General features: G+C 59.8%; 13 protein-coding genes and 1 tRNA gene. 8 read left to right on the forward strand and 6 right to left on the reverse strand.

Annotation, left to right across the window (positions count from 1 at the left end):
• Positions 1-3: 3 nt before the first annotated feature.
• The 5 genes from trpE to fabI form a co-directional block, all read right to left on the reverse strand.
• Complete coding sequence (trpE, locus tag TRM7557_RS17855) at positions 4-1515, reverse strand: anthranilate synthase component I (RefSeq protein WP_058291558.1); 1512 nt, start codon at positions 1513-1515, stop codon at positions 4-6.
• Positions 1516-1560: 45 nt separating this feature from the next.
• Complete coding sequence (locus tag TRM7557_RS17860) at positions 1561-3378, reverse strand: peptidylprolyl isomerase (RefSeq protein WP_058291559.1); 1818 nt, start codon at positions 3376-3378, stop codon at positions 1561-1563.
• A 191-nt stretch (positions 3379-3569) separates the two neighbouring features.
• The gene (locus TRM7557_RS17865; RefSeq protein ID WP_058291560.1) at positions 3570-4757 is read right to left on the reverse strand and encodes an aminotransferase; all 1188 of its coding nucleotides are present in this window, start codon (positions 4755-4757) and stop codon (positions 3570-3572) included.
• A gap of 169 nt (positions 4758-4926) precedes the next feature.
• The gene (gpt, locus tag TRM7557_RS17870; RefSeq protein ID WP_058291561.1) at positions 4927-5454 is read right to left on the reverse strand and encodes a xanthine phosphoribosyltransferase; all 528 of its coding nucleotides are present in this window, start codon (positions 5452-5454) and stop codon (positions 4927-4929) included.
• Positions 5455-5469: 15 nt separating this feature from the next.
• A complete protein-coding gene (fabI, locus tag TRM7557_RS17875; RefSeq protein ID WP_058291562.1) occupies positions 5470-6276 on the reverse strand; it encodes an enoyl-ACP reductase FabI in 807 nt (268 codons plus the stop codon).
• 140 nt (positions 6277-6416) lie between these two features.
• Between fabI and pdxH the strand changes: the two genes are divergently transcribed.
• The 5 genes from pdxH (at position 6417) to TRM7557_RS17900 (ending at position 12736) form a co-directional block, all read left to right on the forward strand.
• Complete coding sequence (pdxH, locus tag TRM7557_RS17880; protein ID WP_058291563.1) at positions 6417-7022, forward strand: pyridoxamine 5'-phosphate oxidase; 606 nt, start codon at positions 6417-6419, stop codon at positions 7020-7022.
• 190 nt (positions 7023-7212) lie between these two features.
• Positions 7213-7749 carry a cold-shock protein gene (locus tag TRM7557_RS17885; protein ID WP_058291564.1) on the forward strand — a complete coding sequence of 179 codons (537 nt, stop codon included), beginning with the start codon at positions 7213-7215 and terminating at the stop codon, positions 7747-7749.
• Between the two features lie 95 nt (positions 7750-7844).
• A complete protein-coding gene (locus TRM7557_RS17890) occupies positions 7845-8240 on the forward strand; it encodes a DUF192 domain-containing protein (RefSeq protein ID WP_328586557.1) in 396 nt (131 codons plus the stop codon).
• Between the two features lie 44 nt (positions 8241-8284).
• Positions 8285-8361 (forward strand) — tRNA-Pro (locus TRM7557_RS17895).
• Positions 8362-9097: 736 nt separating this feature from the next.
• Positions 9098-12736: a vitamin B12-dependent ribonucleotide reductase gene (locus TRM7557_RS17900; protein ID WP_058291566.1), complete on the forward strand. Its 3639-nt coding sequence runs from the start codon at positions 9098-9100 to the stop codon at positions 12734-12736.
• 288 nt (positions 12737-13024) lie between these two features.
• Here TRM7557_RS17900 and TRM7557_RS17905 read toward each other — a convergent pair whose 3' ends face one another.
• Positions 13025-14569 (reverse strand): trimethylamine methyltransferase family protein, encoded by a 1545-nt coding sequence (locus tag TRM7557_RS17905; protein ID WP_058291567.1) that lies wholly within the window; start codon positions 14567-14569, stop codon positions 13025-13027.
• A gap of 506 nt (positions 14570-15075) precedes the next feature.
• Here TRM7557_RS17905 and TRM7557_RS17910 point away from each other — a divergent pair.
• The 3 genes from TRM7557_RS17910 to cimA all read left to right on the forward strand — a co-directional run bounded on the left by TRM7557_RS17910 (position 15076) and on the right by cimA (position 18923).
• The gene (locus TRM7557_RS17910) at positions 15076-15657 is read left to right on the forward strand and encodes a hypothetical protein (protein WP_058291568.1); all 582 of its coding nucleotides are present in this window, start codon (positions 15076-15078) and stop codon (positions 15655-15657) included.
• Between the two features lie 285 nt (positions 15658-15942).
• Positions 15943-17310, forward strand: a complete 1368-nt coding sequence (cysS, locus tag TRM7557_RS17915) for a cysteine--tRNA ligase (RefSeq protein ID WP_058291569.1) — start codon at positions 15943-15945, stop codon at positions 17308-17310.
• The gene (gene cimA, locus TRM7557_RS17920; protein ID WP_082626648.1) at positions 17310-18923 is read left to right on the forward strand and encodes a citramalate synthase; all 1614 of its coding nucleotides are present in this window, start codon (positions 17310-17312) and stop codon (positions 18921-18923) included. The genes cysS and cimA overlap by 1 nt, the downstream gene beginning before the upstream one ends.
• Position 18924 lies beyond the last annotated feature (1 nt).

The raw sequence follows: 18924 nt of genomic DNA on the forward strand, positions 1-18924 counted from the left end.
CCGTTAGCGGTTGCCATTGCCTGTGAAGCGGGCCGCATCTGCCGCCGCACGGCGGATGGCATTGGATTTGTGGACGGTCTCCATATACTCGGCCTGCGGGTCGCTGTCATAGACCACGCCGCCACCGGCTTGGATATAAAGCTTTTGATCCTGCACAATTGCCGTGCGCAGGGCGATACACATATCCATGTCGCCGCCGGCGCTGAAGTAGCCCACACCGCCGCCATACACGCCGCGTTTTTCCGGCTCCAGCTCGTCGATGATCTCCATCGCGCGGACCTTGGGCGCGCCAGAAACGGTGCCTGCGGGCATGCCGGCAAAGAAGGCATCCAGCGCGTCTTTGTCCTCGTGCAGTTCGCCCACCACATTGGACACAATATGCATCACATGGCTGTAGCGTTCGATAATGAATTCTTCGGTCGGTTTTACCGTGCCGATCTTGGCGACGCGACCGACGTCATTGCGGCCCAGATCCAACAGCATCAGATGCTCTGCCAGCTCTTTCTTGTCGGCCAGCAGATCCAGTTCATTGGCTTTGTCTTCTTCGGGCGTCGCACCGCGCGGGCGGGTGCCGGCGATCGGGCGAATGGTGACCTCCTGGCCAAAGACACGCACCAGAATTTCCGGCGACGCCCCGATCACCTGAAACCCGCCGAAGTTGAAATAGAACATGAACGGCGAGGGGTTGGTGCGACGCAGCGACCGGTACAGCGCAAAAGGCGGCAGCGGAAAATCCTGCGTCCAGCGCTGTGCGGGTACGACCTGAAAGATATCGCCTGCGCGGATGTAGTCCTTGGCCTTCTCAACAGCCGCTTTGTAGCCTTCGTGGGTGAAGTTCGAGGTTGGCTCGCCGATCTCATGGGCCTCGCCCAGATCACGGCTTTCGCCCGGCATGGCGCGTTCCAGATCACGGACCGCATCCATCACCCGCTCAGCCGCCTGCGCATAGGCCGCTTTGGCGGTCTGGCCGTCATTGGCCCAGACGGGGGACACAACGGTCACCTCGCCCTTGACCCCATCCAGAACCGCAATCACCGACGGGCGCATCATCATCGCATCCGGCAGGCCCAGCGGGTCCGGGTTCACATCGGGCAGATGTTCCACCAGACGGATCATGTCATAGCCAAGATAGCCAAACAGACCGGCAGAGGCCTGCGGCAGGTCCTCTGGCAGATCAATGCGGCTTTCGGCCAGCAGCGCGCGCAGATTGTCCAGCGGTGCGCCGGGCTGCGGCTCAAACCCGTCGGCGTCAAACCGTGCCGCGCGGTTCAGTTCGGATTGTTCACCGCGGCAGCGCCAGATCAGATCGGGTTTCATCCCGATAATAGAGTAGCGACCGCGCACTTCGCCGCCGGTCACACTTTCCAGTATGAAGGCATCCTTCTGCGCGCCGGTGAGTTTCAGCATCAGGGACACGGGCGTGTCCAGATCCGCCGCAAGACGGGTATAGACCACCTGGTTTTGCCCAGCGTCATAGGCGCGGGCGAAGGTGTCAAATTCGGGTGTCAGAGCCATTGTTCGGGCTTTCGTAATCTTGTCGGTTCCGCCGTTTCGGGCGACTTAGTGGAAAGAGGCATGGACCGCTTCGACGGCCTGGCCATTGACCTGCGGCGGGGTCTTGGCGCGCAGCGCTTCGACGTAGACCTGAAACAGTTCGGTCGCGAGGCTTTGGTTCAACTGCTCAGACAGCGCATCCGCCAGGAAGGTCATTTCTTCGTTTGCTTCCGGGGCCAGAATTTCGTCCAGACGCACGACAACGGTGGCGTCGCGATCAGAGACAACGCGCAGGTCGCCCAGGTCCATTTCGAACACCGCGTTCAGCAACTCGGCCGGGGTTTCGTCAATATAGGCGGTGCGGCGCAGGCCGGTTTCAACGCGCGCATCTTTGGCGGCTGTGAAAGCGGTGTCATTGGCAAGCGCTTGGGCGGCGGCAAAAATGGCCTGATCCAGCTGATCCGCCTTGAAGGCTGCAACAACCGCCGTGCGGGCGTCCTCAAAGGCTTCGGGGCGGGGCGGCAGCACGGCGTTCAGGCGCAGCGCAAACAACGAACCATCCTCGAGGAAGGCCACTTGCGGGAAATCATCGACAGTCACAGCTGTCGCGGCTTCGCGGAACCCCTGATAGGCGGCGATCTCATCGGTGCTTTCGCTGTTCCAGTCGATCTGACCCAGCTCCAGCTCTTGTTCTTCGGCCAGTTCTTCCAGCGTGGCGCCCCCCGCCAGCAGGTCATCAATGTCCTCTGCGCGCGCTTCAATAACGCGGCGGGCACGGTCTGCGGCCAGCTCGTCACGCAGCTCTGCTTCGGCTTCCTCAAGAGAGGTCGCACGGGCGTCCAGAATACCGTTCACACGGAACAGGGCAGGGCCAAATTCGGACGGGAGCGGGCCAACAACGCTGCCCACTTCGGCGGCGAACACCGCGTCGCCGGCCTCGCCCAGACCGTCGATCGCCAGATCGCCAAGGTCAATATCGCCAAGGCTCAGGCCACGTTCGGTGACCAGTGCCTCAAAGGTGGTGTCGCCTGCATCCAGCTTCGCCATGGCGCTTTGTGCGGCGTCTTCGGATGGGAACACCAGACGCTCTACCAGACGGCGGGCGGGAACCTGATATTGATCCGCGCGGTCCTCATACAGCGCGCGCAGAGCCTCGGCGTCGACGTCTACGCTGTCCAGCAGGGCTTCGGGGCGCAGGATCACATAGGTGATTTCCTTGGTTTCAGGCAGGGTGAAGGCGGCGATATTGGCGTCGTAGAAGGCCTTGAGCTCTGCATCTGTCGGCTCAACCGTGGCAAGGGCCACATCTGCGTCCGTCACCGGCACATAGGTAAAGCTGCGGCGCGCGCCGATATAGTCGGTCATGGTTTTGCCCAGCGTTGCGGGCATTTCCGCACCGGTCATGATCGCGCCCTGTGCCAGAATACGGGCCGCTTCCTGACGCATGTCACGTTCAAATTCCGCCTCGGAGAGGTTTGCGTTCTGCAGGGCAAAGGCATAGGCCTCGCGGTCGAATTTGCCCGAGATATCCTGAAACGCCTGAATCTGGGCGATCTGGCTCAGCAGGGCTTCGTCGCCAATGGACAGGCCGACGTTTGCCATTTCATTGTCCAGCGCCGCAGTGGTCACCAGGCGGGACAGAACCGCACGGTCCAGACCCAGCGCAACCAGCTGCTGCAGGGGCAGGGCCTGACCGCTCTGGGCCTGCAGGGCGCGTTGCTCCTGCTGCAGGGCGCGGCCGTAATCCTCTACAGTGACGGTGCTGTCGCCGACGCTGGCAACAGTGCGGTTGGCGCCCGAGCCGCTCACTACACCAAAGCCGGCCAAGCCGACGATGAGCAGCGCCATCAGGATCCAGATAAAGCTCTTCGAGAGGTTCTTCATGCCGTAGGGCCCTTATGTCTTGTGCAGGCTGGCGCCCTTTGCCGGGCGTATGGGCCGGGGCGCGGGGCGCAGTCTGCGGAAATCTTCCTGAGAGTGCATAGGACACACGAGGGGGCGGGGCAAGTTCTGTCGCAGCGACCAAGGGCTGTGATTGCCCAATGCGCCCATCAATCCCGCGTGTTCCTTTGAGATTAAGGGGTGAAGTCGGCGAGGCGACGCAGCACCTCTTGGATGCCTGCGCGGTCCACATTGGCAAAGGCAATGCGGAACTGGCGTGGGGCATCGGCGTCATCGCGCGGGGCAAACATCGCGCCGGGCAACATCAGCACGCCGACCTCGTTCAGCAACCTGCGGGCAAGGGCGGTGGAATTGTGGTGGAACGGGTGTTCGACATAGGCGAAATAGGCGCCAGCCCCCAACAGCCGCCAGCCGCGCGCTGCCAATGGGGCAAAGCCTGACTCGATCGCGGCGCGACGGGCGAGAATTTCGTCCCGCTCACCGGCCAGCCAGTCGCCAAGGTGTTCCAGCCCCCATTCCGCGCCAATCTGACCCAGCTGCGACGGGCAGATGGTGACCGTGTCGAGGAATTTTTCAATCTCCAGCAACCGCGCGGGCGCAGTTGCAATGGCGCCGACGCGATGCCCGGTCAGGCGATAGGCCTTGGAGAACGAATAAAGATGCACCAGCGTGTTGTCCCACCCAGGGCGAGCGAACAACTGATGCGGCGGGCCAGAGCGGCTGTCGAAATCGCGGTAGGTTTCATCCACAATCAGCGTCAGGCCGCGCGCCGCCGCAAGGTCATAGAACTGCGCAAGCAGCCCGTCCGGGTATTCCACGCCGCAGGGGTTGTTCGGCGTCACCAGCACAATCGCCCGCGTGCGGTCGGTGATCAGCGCCGCGCAGCTTTCGACATTGGGCAGCATATTGTCCTGCACCTTGAGCGGAACCGTATTGATCCCCTGCATGTCGAGCCACATTTTGTGGTTGAAATACCAAGGGGTTGGAAGGATCACCTCATCCCCTTCGGTGCAGAGGCTGGACAGGGTTGCGGCAAAGGCCTGATTGCAGCCCGAGGTGATGGCCACCTGATCCGAGGAAACCTCAGCCGCGTAATGTTTGGTCATCTGCCGCGCCAGCGCCGCGCGCAGGGGCATTCGGCCCAGAACCGCGCCATAAAGATGGGCGTTGGGTTGGTTCATCGCAGCCTCTGCCAGCGCCCGGCGCAGCCCTTCGGGCGGCGGGTCGGCGGGGGCGGCCTGGCTGAGGTTCAACAGCGCCAGCCCCTCGGGCAGTTGGGCCTCCTGCAGCCAGCGGCGGCTCTCCACAATCGGGGAGGCAAAGGTGGCTTCGGTGCGGGACGTGGGGCGCGGCGCGGACATGTCTGGAAATCCTGTCTGTTGCAACCTGAGAAAGCGACTGCCCGCATTAGGTCGCGAAACCTGCCCGCTGGCAAGCCGGATTTCACCAGGGCCGCCCACAAGCCTCGAGCCACGCACAAAAAAACGCGCCCCGACCGGAGCGCGTCTTTCAAATCACATCGCGTGGACCTTAGTCCTTGCCGCGGTAGGGCTCTACGTATTGCAGGGCCATATCCCAGGGGAAGAAGATCCAGGTGTCCTGGCTGACGCCGGTGATAAAGGTATCAACCTGCGGCTCGCCCTGTGGTTTGGCATAGACGGTGGCCAGATGCGCGTTCGGATACAGCTCGCGCACCAGTTCCAGCGTTTTGCCGGAATCGACCAGATCGTCGATGATCAGAACGCCAGTGCCGTCGCCCATCAGATCCGCATCCGGGCTTTTCAGCACTTCGGCTTCGCGGCGCTGGTCTGCGGCACCACCACCCGAATGGTAGGATTTGACCGAGATGGTGTCGACGGTGCGCACATCCAGTTCGCGCGCAACGATCATCGCAGGCGCCATGCCGCCACGGGTGATGGCGACGATTGCGCGCCAGGCGCCATCATCGGGGCCTTTGCCATCCAGACGCCATGCCAGGGCACGGCTGTCACGGTGGATCTGGTCCCAAGAGATGTGAAAGCCCTTCTCATGGGGCAGGCGGGTGTCTTTAGAGCTCATAACGCGTGTTCCCTCTTAGCCTTTGTCGATATCAGGCGCATCGACCGCCTTCATGCCAACAATATGATAGCCCGAATCCACGTGGACATTTTCGCCGGTGACACCCGAGGACAGGTCAGACAGCAGATAAAGCGCGGATTTGCCCACATCGTCGATGGTCACATTGCGACGCAGCGGCGAGTTGTATTCGTTCCACTTCATAATGTAGCGGAAATCGCCAATGCCAGAGGCCGCCAGTGTCTTGATCGGACCGGCCGAGATCGCGTTGACGCGAATGCCGTCTTTGCCCAGATCTTCGGCCAGGTATTTGACCGACGCCTCAAGCGCCGCCTTTGCCACGCCCATGACATTATAATGCGGCATCACCTGCTCGGCACCATAATAGGTGAGGGTCAAGAGCGAGCCGCCTTCGCTCATCATCTTCTCTGCGCGCTGTGCAACCGCGGTGAACGAGAACACGGAAATATCCATGGTCATCGCAAAGTTGTCGCGGCTGGTGTCGACGTAACGGCCACGCAGCTCGTTCTTGTCCGAGAAGCCAATGGCGTGAACAACAAAGTCCAGCTTGCCCCATTTTTCCTCGAGCGACGCAAACAGCGCATCAATAGAGGTCTCGTCGGACACATCGCAAGGCAGGACGATTTCGCTGCCCAGTTTTGCTGCCAGCGGGTCCACACGTTTCTTCAGTGCGTCGCCCTGGTAAGAAAACGCCAGCTCTGCGCCCGCGTCGGCACAAGCCTTGGCAATGCCCCAGGCAATCGATTTGTCATTGGCCAGGCCCATGATAAGGCCACGTTTGCCAGCCATGAGTTGACTAGTCATGCAGGTTCTCCGCCTGTGATCGGTTAATTTAAGCTCCTTTAGTACGCCCAGTAAATTGCTTCAAGGGCAGAGGGGCTTGTTGTGGCCGCTTTGGCGCACTAGCTTGCGGAAAAGTCGACATTCTAGTTGAAAGAGGCCCAATGTCAGAGCGTGACGGAATTTTTGCAGGCGATGACCCTTTTGTCATCGCACGCCGCTGGCTGGAAGAGGCCCGCGAAACTGAAATCAACGACCCCGATGCCATTGCCCTGTCCACCGTGGACGCGCACGGCATGCCCAATGCGCGGATGGTTCTTCTGAAAGACATCGAAGACGCGGCCTTTGTGTTCTACACCAACTACACCAGCGCCAAGGCACAAGAGCTCGACAGTGCTGGCGCGGCGGCCTTTGTGATGCACTGGAAATCTCTGCGTCGGCAGGTACGGGTACGCGGCCATGTGACCCGCGAGGACGGGCCGCAGGCGGATGCCTATTTTGCCAGCCGGTCGCTGAAAAGCAGACTTGGCGCTTGGGCGTCGCAGCAGTCGCAGCCGCTGTCCAGTCGTGGCGCGCTGATGGCAGAAGTGGCCAAAGTGACCGCGCAGCAGGGCCCAAACCCCAAACGCCCGCCGTTTTGGGGCGGTTTCCGCATTGTGCCCACCGAGATCGAGTTTTGGGCCGATGGGGCGTTTCGCCTGCATGATCGCTTTCGCTGGACGCGACCCGACGTCACTGCGACGTGGGACGTTGTCCGGCTTAACCCGTAAAAAATAGAATTACAGATCATAAAAGGTGCAAAAAGTGGCAAGCCATACGCAAAAGCCTTTGCTATTGTTTATGTACGACATAGATTTTGGATTTCCTGATGCATCTTGTCGTTTTTTGCTCTTGAACTACCTATACAAAATCGCGCAGGTAGTGGCATCACGAAGAAAAAGAATACGGTGGTAATCGCAAGTGGCGGAAGATCTGAGCAGTTTGCAACACATCCGTGGACAAGTGAAATGGTTCGACCCTGCGAAAGGGTATGGCTTCATTCTGTCCGATTTGGGCGGTCCAGACATCCTGTTGCACGTTAATGTGCTGCGTAATTTTGGACAAAGCTCTGTTGCGGATGGTGCGGGCATTGAAGTTGTGACCCATCGTACGGATCGCGGCGTACAGGCGGTTGAAATCATCTCGATTACGCCGCCCGAACGCGACGACACACCTGTGTTGTCCGATCTTGCCGATCTGGATATCGAAGACCTGGATTCCCCGCTGGAACCGGCGCGCGTGAAGTGGTTTGACAAGGCCAAGGGTTTTGGTTTTGCGAATATCTTCGGCAGCGACGATGATGTGTTCCTGCACGTTGAAGTGCTGCGTCAGTCCGGCCTGTCCGACCTGCAATCGGGCGAGGCGCTGGCCATGCGGGTGATCGATGGCAAACGCGGACGTCTTGCCGTGGAAGTCCACGCATGGGAAGCGGCGGTCGACGAAGAATACGAGGATTGATGCTGCGGCGTCTCCGACATACGGGGTGGCGCAGCCTCCTCGCGACAGCCCTCTTCATGAGCGGCGCATCAGGGGCCTTTGCGGGCCCCTGTTCTGTGTCCAAAGTCTCGGTTCGGGGCGATTTTGGCGAACTTCAGTTCAATGTTGAAATCGCCGACACCTTCGATGAACGCGCGCAGGGGCTGATGCATCGCGCCAGCATGCCGCGCATGGCGGGCATGTTGTTTGTCTATGAAACCCCGCAGCCGGTGTCGTTCTGGATGAAGAACACATTGATCCCGTTGGATATGTTGTTTGTTGATGTCCGGGGTGAGGTGGTCCGCATCCACGAAAATGCCGTTCCCGGTGATTTGACCGCCATTCCGGGCGGCGACAACATCTTTGCGGTGCTCGAAATCAATGGCGGATTGAGCAAAGATTTCGGCATTCGGGCCGGTGCGCAGATGCGGCACAAAAGTTTTCCTCAAAATCATGCAATTTGGCCATGTTAGGGCTTTTCATTCCCGAACGAACTGTCTAATACCACGCCATGGTCCGGGGCGTGGCGCAGTCTGGTAGCGCACCTGTTTTGGGTACAGGGGGTCGTGAGTTCGAATCTCGCCGCCCCGACCATCTCCACACAAGTTGGCAGTAACGGCAGTGCGACGCGAGTCGCGGCCGCTTTGCCTGTGGGGGATGTCAGGCGGGGCATGGCGCGAAATCGCGCCGAAGTCTTAAGATCACGAGACCCCCAAGATCTAGCGTTAAGACCTTCGCAACCATTGTTAACACGGCGGCGGCGTTCTGATGTGTCTTTGCCGGGGGTCCGATGGATTTTTACGCAGTGATTTGCGATGTGCTTGCGCCGTGACCAAACGTCAACGCGACGCGTTATTTCAACGAACGTTGAAAGATAAAACCCGCAAGACCGCCGGGCGGCCGGCAAAGAGTTCCAACCAACTGCTTGCAAGCACAGCCAATTTTTGAGAAGAGCACGCAGCGCCAGCCGATCCGGGTTCGACAATCTGTTTTTGGGGGCTTTTGCGCGCAAACCCATGCGACACCTCGATTTCCCGAGGTCAACAAAAAATAACGGGATAAAAGACAAAATTTGGCGTTGACCGTATATGGTCAGATACGTCAAATTGTAGATGCTCACGGGGATCACACAACATCTTGTATGTAGTTGCGTGAAAACCCCAAGGCCGAGATCAAAAAATCAAGCGAAACAAACCCTTAGATAGGGCACGTTGTCTGGCGCATGCCATGCGTCGACACGCGGAAGTTTTTGTCCTTGGTCTAACGGGCAAAGCAGCGCCAAAACGGGGCCTGCGGGATAAAAACGGGACAGCCAAGGAATAGCGTTGCTATGAAAATCGAACGCAAATTTACCAAAGCCGGGCAGGACGCCTATGCCTCTCTCACTTTTGTTGAGGCGACATCGGAAATCCGAAACCCCGACGGTACAATTGTGTTCCACCAGGACGGCATTGAAGTTCCCGAAACCTGGAGCCAGGTCGCAAGCGATGTGATCGCGCAGAAATATTTCCGCAAGGCTGGTATCCCGTCCAGCCTGAAGAAAGTGCGCGAAAAAGGCGTTCCCGAATTCCTGTGGCGCTCTGTTCCGGCCGACGGTTCGGTCGAGATCGGCGGCGAGACCTCCTCGAAGCAGGTGTTTGATCGTCTGGCCGGCGCCTGGGCCTATTGGGGCTGGAAGGGCGGTTACTTCACCACCGAAGAAGACGCGCGCGCCTACTATGATGAAATGCGCTTTATGCTGGCGGCGCAGATGGCCGCACCCAATTCGCCGCAGTGGTTCAACACCGGCATCCACTGGGCCTATGGCATTGATGGCCCGGCGCAGGGCCACCATTTTGTGGACTACAAGACCGGCAAGCTGACCAAATCCAACAGCGCCTATGAACACCCGCAGCCCCATGCCTGCTTTATCCAGTCCGTTGAGGATGATCTGGTCAATGAGGGCGGCATTATGGACCTTTGGGTCCGCGAGGCGCGTCTGTTCAAATATGGTTCTGGCACCGGCACCAATTTCTCGCATCTGCGCGGGGAGGGCGAAAGCCTGTCTGGCGGCGGCAAATCTTCGGGCCTGATGGGATTCCTGAAGATCGGCGACCGGGCAGCCGGCGCGATCAAATCCGGCGGCACCACGCGCCGCGCGGCAAAGATGGTCATTGTCGACGCCGATCACCCGGACATCGAGGACTTCATTCAGTGGAAAGTGCTGGAAGAGCAGAAAGTGGCGTCCATCGTCGCGGGCTCCAAAATGCACGAGAAGATGCTGAACGGAATTTTCGAGGCGATCCGGTCCTGGGATGGTCTGGCTGAGGACGCCTATGATCCCAGCGAAAACGACTCGCTGAAGAAGGCGGTGCGCGAAGCCAAAAAGGTCGCAATCCCCGAGACTTATATTAAACGCGTGCTGGATTATGCCCGTCAGGGATATGACAGCATCGAATTCCCCACCTATGACACTGATTGGGACAGTGAGGCCTATTCCTCGGTGTCTGGTCAGAACTCCAACAACTCCATCCGGGTGACCAATGCCTTCCTGCATGCGGTCGAAAAGGATGCGGATTGGGAGCTGACCAACCGCGTGGATGGTTCGATTGCAAAGACCGTAAAGGCGCGCGATCTGTGGGAAAAGGTCGGCCACGCCGCGTGGGCCTGCGCTGATCCGGGCATTCAATTCCACGACACCGTCAATGAATGGCACACCTGCCCGGCAGATGGGGAAATCCGCGGATCGAACCCGTGCTCGGAATATATGTTCCTTGATGACACGGCCTGTAACCTTGCCTCGCTCAACCTGCTGACCTTCCTGCAGGACGGCCAGTTTCAGGCGCAAGACTTTGTCCACGCCAGCCGTCTGTGGACGCTGACGCTGGAAATCTCGGTGCTGATGGCGCAGTTCCCGTCCAAGGAAATCGCGCAGCGGTCCTATGACTACCGCACGCTGGGTCTGGGCTTTGCCAACATCGGCGGGTTGTTGATGAACCTGGGCTTTGGTTATGACAGTGACGAAGGCCGCGCGCTCTGTGGTGCGATCAGCGCCATTATGACCGGTGAGGCCTATGCAACTTCGGCCGAGATCGCCAGCGAGCTGGGCGCGTTTCCGGGCTATGCCAACAACGCCGACCACATGCTGCGCGTCATGCGCAACCACCGCACTGCCGCCTATGGTGAGGCAGAGGGCTATGAGGGTCTGACCGTCACCCCCGTTCCGCTGGATCAGGTGAACTGCCCGGATCTGTCGCTGACCGAGCTGGCCAAAACCACTTGGGACAAGGCCGTCGCCCTGGGCGAAGAACACGGCTATCGCAACGCGCAGGCCACGGTGATTGCGCCGACCGGCACCATTGGTCTGGTGATGGACTGCGACACGACGGGGATCGAGCCTGACTTTGCACTGGTGAAGTTCAAGAAGCTTGCGGGCGGTGGCTATTTCAAAATCATCAACCGCTCGGTGCCTGCCGCGCTCGAAGGGTTGGGCTATGGCCCCGCAGAGATCGCCGAGATCGTGTCTTACGCGGTCGGCCATGGTTCCATCGGCAATGCGCCGGGGATCAACCACACCTCGCTGACCGGCCACGGCTTTGGCCCCGAAGAGCTGTCGAAAATCGACGCCGCACTGGAGAGCGCCTTTGACGTGCGCTTTGTCTTTAACCAGTGGACGCTGGGCGAAGAGTTCTGCACCGGGGTTCTGGGCATCCCGTCCGAGAAACTGATGGACCCGACCTTTGACCTGCTGCGCCACCTTGGGTTCACCAAGCAGGACATCGAGGCGACCAACGACCACGTCTGCGGCACCATGACCCTCGAGGGCGCGCCGCATCTGAAGCCCGAGCACTACAAAATCTTTGACTGCGCCAACCCCTGCGGCAAAAAAGGCAAACGTTATCTGAGCGTTGACAGCCATATCCGCATGATGGCGGCGGCACAGTCGTTTATCTCGGGGGCGATCTCCAAGACCATCAATATGCCCAATGACGCCTCGATCGAGGATTGCCAGAAAGCATACGAGCTGTCCTGGTCGCTGGGGGTGAAGGCCAATGCGCTCTATCGCGATGGCTCGAAACTCAGCCAGCCGCTGGCCGCAGCTCTGGTCGAAGACGACGATGAGGCCGCAGAAATTCTAGAGACCGGATCGGTCCCCGAAAAGGCCGCAGTGATCGCCGAGAAAGTGATCGAGAAGGTCATCGTCAAAGAAATCGTTCGCAGCCACCGCGAAAAGATGCCGCAACGGCGCAAGGGCTACACGCAAAAGGCCCAAGTGGGTGGTCACAAGGTGTACCTGCGTACCGGTGAATACTCCGACGGCACGCTGGGCGAGATTTTCATCGACATGCACAAGGAAGGCGCGGGCTTCCGCGCGATGATGAACAACTTCGCCATCGCCGTGTCCGTAGGCCTGCAATACGGTGTGCCGCTCGAGGAATTTGTCGATGCCTTCACCTTCACCAAGTTCGAACCGGCCGGCATGGTGCAGGGCAATGACTCGATCAAGAACGCGACCTCGATCCTGGATTACGTGTTCCGCGAACTGGCCGTGTCCTATCTGGACCGCACCGATCTGGCCCATGTGAAACCCGAAGGCGCCAGCTTTGATGATCTGGGCCGCGGCGAAGAAGAAGGTCTCGCCAACCTCTCCGAGGTCAGCGACAGCGCGGCGACAAAATCGCTGCATGTGCTCAAGCAGATTTCCTCCACCGGCTATCTGCGCAAGCGTCTGCCGCAGGACCTGATGGTGCTGCAAGGCGGGCAAGGCAACCTTGATGTACCCACAAACGGCACCGATCCGGTGCAAGCGCTACAAACCCTGGTCCCCGAAACCAACGAACCAGCGCCCACCGGAATGGATGCCCGCACCAAGGCCAAAATGCAGGGATACGAAGGCGATCCGTGTGGCGAATGTGGGAACTACACGCTGGTGCGCAATGGCACCTGCATGAAGTGCAACACCTGCGGCGCGACCTCGGGCTGTAGCTAAGGCATGTCGGCGCAAGGGGATACCACCCCTGCGCCGATCCAGAACCGCGCCTAAGACGGGGCGCGTAGGGAGGGCGGCCCGCAACGCCACCTCCCGACGATATCGGAAGCCGTCCACTGTCGGGCGGGCCTTCTGAACCAAGTCTGGGGCGGGTGCGCTTGCCCCATACGCCGTGAAGGACCAGGCAAAAAAACGTAGGGCAGTCAACGAGAACGAGCCTGATCGGCGAAACTAAAACCCCCTCGAGTCCCCGAGGGGGTTTTTTTCTGTCTGCAAATCCTTGGGCCGCTATTGCGGCAGGTGGATATTGAACTTTGCCCGCAGCTGCGCATCCAGATCAGCGGGGAACCGGGCAGGCGACCGTTTCGCCAGCAGCTCTTCCTTCAGCGCGCGGGCCTTTGGCAGCAGCTCCTGCTTGCCTTTCTCCTCCCATTCCTTTGGAGAAGAGCGGCTTCCGAGCGTGGGATAGACAAAATCCTTCTGCATCCGCGCCAAGGTCTGTTCGGTGCCCAGATAATGGCCGGTGCCCGACAGGCAGACATCGGCGATTTCCTTGACCGAAAGGGTTTCGTCGTTGACCTCAATGCCGCGCACGCAGCGCTGGACCTGACCCAGCATATCATTGCCCAAAATCAGGCTCTCGTGGCAGAACCCCAAAAGCGACGCATGCATGCCTGCGGCCTCATAGACCATATTCAGCCCCGAAAGCCCGGCCATGACATTGGAACACATCTGTTCCCAACCGGCCTGCATGTCGGGCAGCTTGCTGTCGGAAATCCCAGCCGCCGCGCCGCCGGGCAGATCATAGAAGCGGTGCATCTGCGCGCAACCCGCGGTCAGCAGCGCCTGTTCACCCGATCCACCTGTCATTGCCCCGGTCCGCAGGTCCAGACCAAAGGGCCAGGTGCCAAAGACCGCCGGATGCCCCGGGCGCAATGCATTGACATAAACCAGCCCGGCCAGACATTCCGCCACCGACTGCACAATCGCCCCGGCAATGGTCGACGGCGCGGTTGCACCGGCCATACCAGCCGACAGCAGCAGAACCGGCATGCCGCCACGGATGCATTCCTCCATGACCTCGCAGGCTTCGGTGGCAAAGCGCATCGGGGGCACCACAAAGCAGTTGGTATTGGAGACAAAGGGGCGGTCGCGCCAGGCATCCTCGCCGCCGGCAATCATATGCAGCATCTCTAGCGCCGGGGCCACATGATGCGGTTCGGTGAAAGAGGTTCCAATGTGTTTATGGGTGCCCGCACAGCAAGCGTAGACGGTATTGAGGTCCATCTCTAGGTTGTCGTGCACATCGCGGGCCACCATTGGGCGCTGGACAAAATGGATGTTTTCAAGCGCCTCGCACAGGCGCGCGGCGTCATGAAGATCCTGCAAGGTGCTGTCACGATAGGTTTTTCCGTCGACCTCGACCATATGCACAGCGGCGCCAGCCGTGCCGAAATGAACTCGTGTGCCGGACAAATCGAGGTCGTTTTTGGGATCCCGCCCGCAGAGCACGGGCGTGCGGTTGGCAATCGCCAGCGTGTCTTCAACCAGCGAGGGCGGGAACCGCAGACGCCCGTCTTCATAGGTGCAGCCCTTGGCGGTCAGCAGGTCCACGCCAGACTGCGGCGCGCCGGACAGGCCCACGGTTTCCAACAGCTCCAGCGCGGCATGGTGAATGGACTGGACTTCGCTGTCGCTCAGCGGGCGGTAAAGCCCACCCTGAAGGCCGGGCGAAATAGGGGATTGTTCGGGTGCAGGCGCAGCCTGACGCGCAACGCGACGGGCAGTGCGTCCGCCTTTGCGCGTGCGCGCAGCAGGAGAGGCATCGGTCATGAATAAGGGAATCCTAAAGTTGAGTGAAAACTGATGTTCAGCGGGTTTCACTCTGACTTGGTCGACCTCGGGCCGCACGGCCGCGCATCGCACCGATGGTGCGTAGAACGATCACGACAGTGCACTCCACGTTCTGCATGCAGCTCCTCCTTGCGTATAGGTTCGCCGCGAGTCGCTGTTCTGTCCCGCTCAAAACCGACTTTTTGTCGAAAAGCGACATTTTTCATTCGAAAGTCGCCAAGATTCATCCCAGATACGCCTTTGCGCCTGCAAATTTTCCGCTGGCGGAGCGGGGGGTAACAAGATGGTTAAAATACTCCCTAAAACTTGATTAAAAATTCTCAAGAACTTGGCGCAAAGTTCTGTTTTAAATCATAAAATCAGCATTCTCAAATTAACCAAAAGGAGGCAATCTCTCTTGTAGATTGCGGTTATGCAAAATGCAGAGCCGGGTTCGGGGGCGAATGAACCGCGCTGAAGGCGCAGAAGTCTAAAGGACGTGAACTATGTCGATCTCTGGTGAAACTTTGGGGGCGCCCACTCTCGCCCCTGCAAGCAGAGGCCGCTCTGGCAAACAATTTGCCGGTCTTGCCGTGGCGGCCGCATGTGTGGTTGCACCGCTCAGCAATAGCCCGGCTGAGGCCGAAGGCTGGGGCCGGGCCTGGCTTGGCGAATTTGGCGCGCTGGCCCTCAATCCATCGTCACAGGTTTCAGACTTTCAAAACACGCTGGCGCAAACCCCGCTGATAAATGACACACCGCAGGCCGATCCGGACGCCGATTATGGTGTTTTCCAAAATGAGGCACGGGTGTTCAATCAACGCCCCGTCGCCCAGACGCGCAGCCTGCGGCTTTGGATCGGCAACAGCACCTTCTATGACGATGACGCAGCTTCCCACGACAGCGACTATTTCCATGTCACCACCCAGACGCTTGAGCAGGAACCCATGACCCTTGGCGTTGGCTTTCAGGTGCCACTGGGGGAGGGCATGGACCTCAGCGGTGCGCTTTTGCGGGGGGAGGCAGACGGCCACAGCAACCTTGGGCGCGACAACCGTGTGACCCTTCGGGCCGCCTTTCGGTTCTGAGGCGCAAGCCTGCCTGATTTAACATCCCGGCCAAAAGCGGTTTTCTGCGGCAAAGCCCTTGGCCGGGTCGCTGCTTCGTGCTAGTCAGGCGCCATGAAACGGATCGAAAACCAGATTTCCCTCTGCATTATTTGCTGTATTACCTGCTGACACGTTCAGCGGGCTGCGCCTTTCGTCGTTTTACACTCCGAGACAAGCTGCTAAGCCCGCTGCGCAAGCGCAGGGCAGGCGTGCGCCCATACCAAGTCGCGCCGGGAGATCACACAGTCGTCGACAGGAGCTGATATGACGATCAAACTGCACAACACGGCAACCCGTCAAAAGGATGTCTTTACGCCGATCGACCCCAAGAATGTGCGGATGTACGTCTGTGGCCCAACCGTTTACGACCGCGCCCATCTTGGCAATGCGCGCCCCGTCGTGGTGTTTGATATCCTCTATCGTCTGCTGCGCGAAACCTATGGGGCGGATCACGTCACCTATGCGCGCAACTTCACCGACGTCGATGACAAGATCAACGCCCGCGCCGCAGAAACGGGCCGCGAAATCAGCGAGATCACCGAACAGACCATTGGCTGGTTCCTCGAGGACATGGGCGCGCTTGGCGCGCTGGAACCCAATGTGATGCCGCGCGCGACCCACTACATCACCCAGATGATCGACATGATCGAAGTGCTGATGGCGAAGGGCCACGCCTATGAGGCCGAAGGCCATGTGCTGTTCTCGGTCGACAGCTGGCGCGAAGACTACGGCAAACTGTCCGGCCGTTCGGTCGATGACATGATTGCTGGCGCCCGTGTCGAGGTTGCGCCCTATAAAAAGAACCCGATGGATTTTGTCCTCTGGAAGCCCTCGACGCCGGATCTGCCCGGTTGGGACAGCCCCTGGGGCCGCGGGCGTCCGGGCTGGCACATTGAATGCTCGGCCATGAGCACCGAACTGCTGGGCCAGTCCTTTGACATTCACGGCGGCGGCAACGACCTGATGTTCCCGCACCATGAGAACGAGATCGCCCAGAGCCGTTGCGCCAATCCGGATGGCAATTTTGCCAAGTTCTGGATCCACAACGAAATGCTGCAGGTCGAAGGCAAGAAAATGTCCAAATCGCTGGGCAATTTCTTCACCGTGCGCGATTTGCTGGATCAGGGCTATCCGGGCGAGGTGGTGCGACTGGTGTTCCTGCAGACCCATTACCGCAAGCCGATGGACTGGACCGACAAAAAAGCCAAAGAGGCCGAAGCAACCCTGCGCAAGTGGCGGGCGTTGACAGAGGGCGTCGAACCCTCTGCCACCGCGGCTGCCGCGGTCCTAGACGCGCTGTCTGATGACCTCAACACGGCCGGTGCGATCACTGAGCTGCACAAAATGGCCAGCGAAGGCGACGCCGCAGGTCTGTTGGCGGCGGCCAATCTGCTGGGGCTTCTGACCCCGGAACTGGGCGCATGGGCCGAAGGCCCCAATGTCGATCTGTCCGGGTTTGAAGCGCAACTGTTTGCCGCCCGTCAGGCCGCCATGGAAAGCAAAGACTTCTCCGAGGTCGACCGCCTGAAAGCCGCCTTCACAGACGCAGGGCTCGAGGTGCGCATGTCCAAAACCGGGGTCGAACTGGTGCCCGGTGCGGGCTTTGATATGGCGAAACTGGACGCGCTTTGATGGAGCGACTGTACCTATATGACACCACGCTCCGCGACGGGCAGCAGACCCAGGGCGTGCAGTTCTCGACCGACGAAAAGAAGGTCATTGCCCAGGCGCTTGACGACCTAGGTGTGGACTATATCGAAGGGGGTTGGCCCGGCGCCAACCCCACCGACAGCGCGTTTTTTGAAACAGCCCCTCAGACGCGGGCGACGCTCACCGCCTTTGGGATGACCAAACGCGCCGGGCGGTCGGCAGAAAATGACGAGGTGCTGGCGGCGGTGCTGAATGCAGGCACACCTTCGGTCTGTCTGGTTGGCAAATCCCATGACTACCATGTGACCGCCGCGCTTGGCATCACGCTCGAAGAGAACCTCGACAATATCCGCGCCTCTATCGCACATATCCGCGCGCAGGGGCGCGAGGCGCTGTTTGATGCGGAGCATTTCTTTGACGGCTACAAGGACAATGCCGACTATGCCGTGTCCTGCTGCCGCACGGCGCTCGAGGCGGGCGCCCGTTGGATTGTCCTGTGTGACACCAATGGCGGCACCATGCCATCCGAGGTATCGCGGATTGTGGCAGAGGTGATCGCGGCCGGCATTCCCGGCGCAAACCTGGGCATTCACACGCATAATGACACGGAAATGGCGGTGGCCTGTTCGCTGGCCGCTGTGGAGGCTGGCGCGCGCCAAATTCAGGGCACGCTGAACGGCCTGGGCGAGCGGTGCGGCAACGCGAACCTCACCACGCTGATCCCGACACTGTTGCTGAAAGAGCCCTACAAAAGCCAGTTTGAGACCGGCGTAAAGCCCGAGGCGCTGACCGGTCTGACGCAGCTCAGCCGCACGCTGGACGACATTCTGAACCGGGTGCCGACCAAACAGGCGCCCTATGTGGGCGCATCCGCCTTTGCCCATAAGGCCGGTCTGCACGCCAGCGCGATCCTCAAGGATCCGTCGACCTATGAACACATCGATCCGGGCGAGGTCGGCAATGCGCGCATTATCCCCATGTCCAATCAGGCCGGTCAGTCGAACCTGATCAAACGTCTGAAAGAAGCGGGACTGAGCGTCGAAAAGGGCAACCCCGCACTGGCGCGCATTCTGGATCAGATCAAAGAGCGCGAGGCACAGGGTTACGCCTATGACACCGCGCAGGCCTCTTTTGAACTGCTGGCGCGCGAAGAGCTGAACCTGTGTCCTTCGTTCTTTGATATTGAACGCTACAAGGTCACGGTGGAACGGCGCAAAGGCGCCAGCGGCCAGTATTACACCCAGTCCGAGGCGGTGGTTGTTGTCTATGTGGACGGCGAAAAACACATGTCGGTCAGTGAATCGCTGGACGAGGACCGCAACGATCGCGGCCCCGTCAACGCGCTGTCGCGCGCGTTGATCAAGGATCTGGGGCGATACTCCAGCGTTCTGGAGGACATGCGTCTGGTCGACTTCAAGGTGCGCATCACGCAAGGCGGCACAGAGGCGATCACCCGCGTCATTATCGACAGCGAAGACAATCATGGCCGCCGCTGGTCCACCGTCGGTGTCAGTGCAAACATCATTGATGCCTCGTTCGAGGCACTGCTGGATGCGATCCGTTGGAAACTTCTGCACGACAGCACCGAGGCCTGAG

Origin of the sequence: Tritonibacter multivorans (assembly GCF_001458415.1) — a bacterium.
Lineage (GTDB): Bacteria > Pseudomonadota > Alphaproteobacteria > Rhodobacterales > Rhodobacteraceae > Epibacterium > Epibacterium multivorans.

Bases quoted from the DNA above. Each gene is read 5' to 3' on its own strand.
- trpE (WP_058291558.1), bottom strand. From the start codon at position 1,515: ATGGCTCTGACACCCGAATTTGACACCTTCGCCCGCGCCTATGACGCT.
- TRM7557_RS17860 (WP_058291559.1), bottom strand. From the start codon at position 3,378: ATGAAGAACCTCTCGAAGAGCTTTATCTGGATCCTGATGGCGCTGCTC.
- TRM7557_RS17865 (WP_058291560.1), bottom strand. From the start codon at position 4,757: ATGTCCGCGCCGCGCCCCACGTCCCGCACCGAAGCCACCTTTGCCTCC.
- gpt (WP_058291561.1), bottom strand. From the start codon at position 5,454: ATGAGCTCTAAAGACACCCGCCTGCCCCATGAGAAGGGCTTTCACATC.
- fabI (WP_058291562.1), bottom strand. From the start codon at position 6,276: ATGACTAGTCAACTCATGGCTGGCAAACGTGGCCTTATCATGGGCCTG.
- pdxH (WP_058291563.1), top strand. From the start codon at position 6,417: ATGTCAGAGCGTGACGGAATTTTTGCAGGCGATGACCCTTTTGTCATC.
- TRM7557_RS17900 (WP_058291566.1), top strand. From the start codon at position 9,098: ATGAAAATCGAACGCAAATTTACCAAAGCCGGGCAGGACGCCTATGCC.
- TRM7557_RS17905 (WP_058291567.1), bottom strand. From the start codon at position 14,569: ATGACCGATGCCTCTCCTGCTGCGCGCACGCGCAAAGGCGGACGCACT.
- TRM7557_RS17910 (WP_058291568.1), top strand. From the start codon at position 15,076: ATGTCGATCTCTGGTGAAACTTTGGGGGCGCCCACTCTCGCCCCTGCA.
- cysS (WP_058291569.1), top strand. From the start codon at position 15,943: ATGACGATCAAACTGCACAACACGGCAACCCGTCAAAAGGATGTCTTT.
- cimA (WP_082626648.1), top strand. From the start codon at position 17,310: ATGGAGCGACTGTACCTATATGACACCACGCTCCGCGACGGGCAGCAG.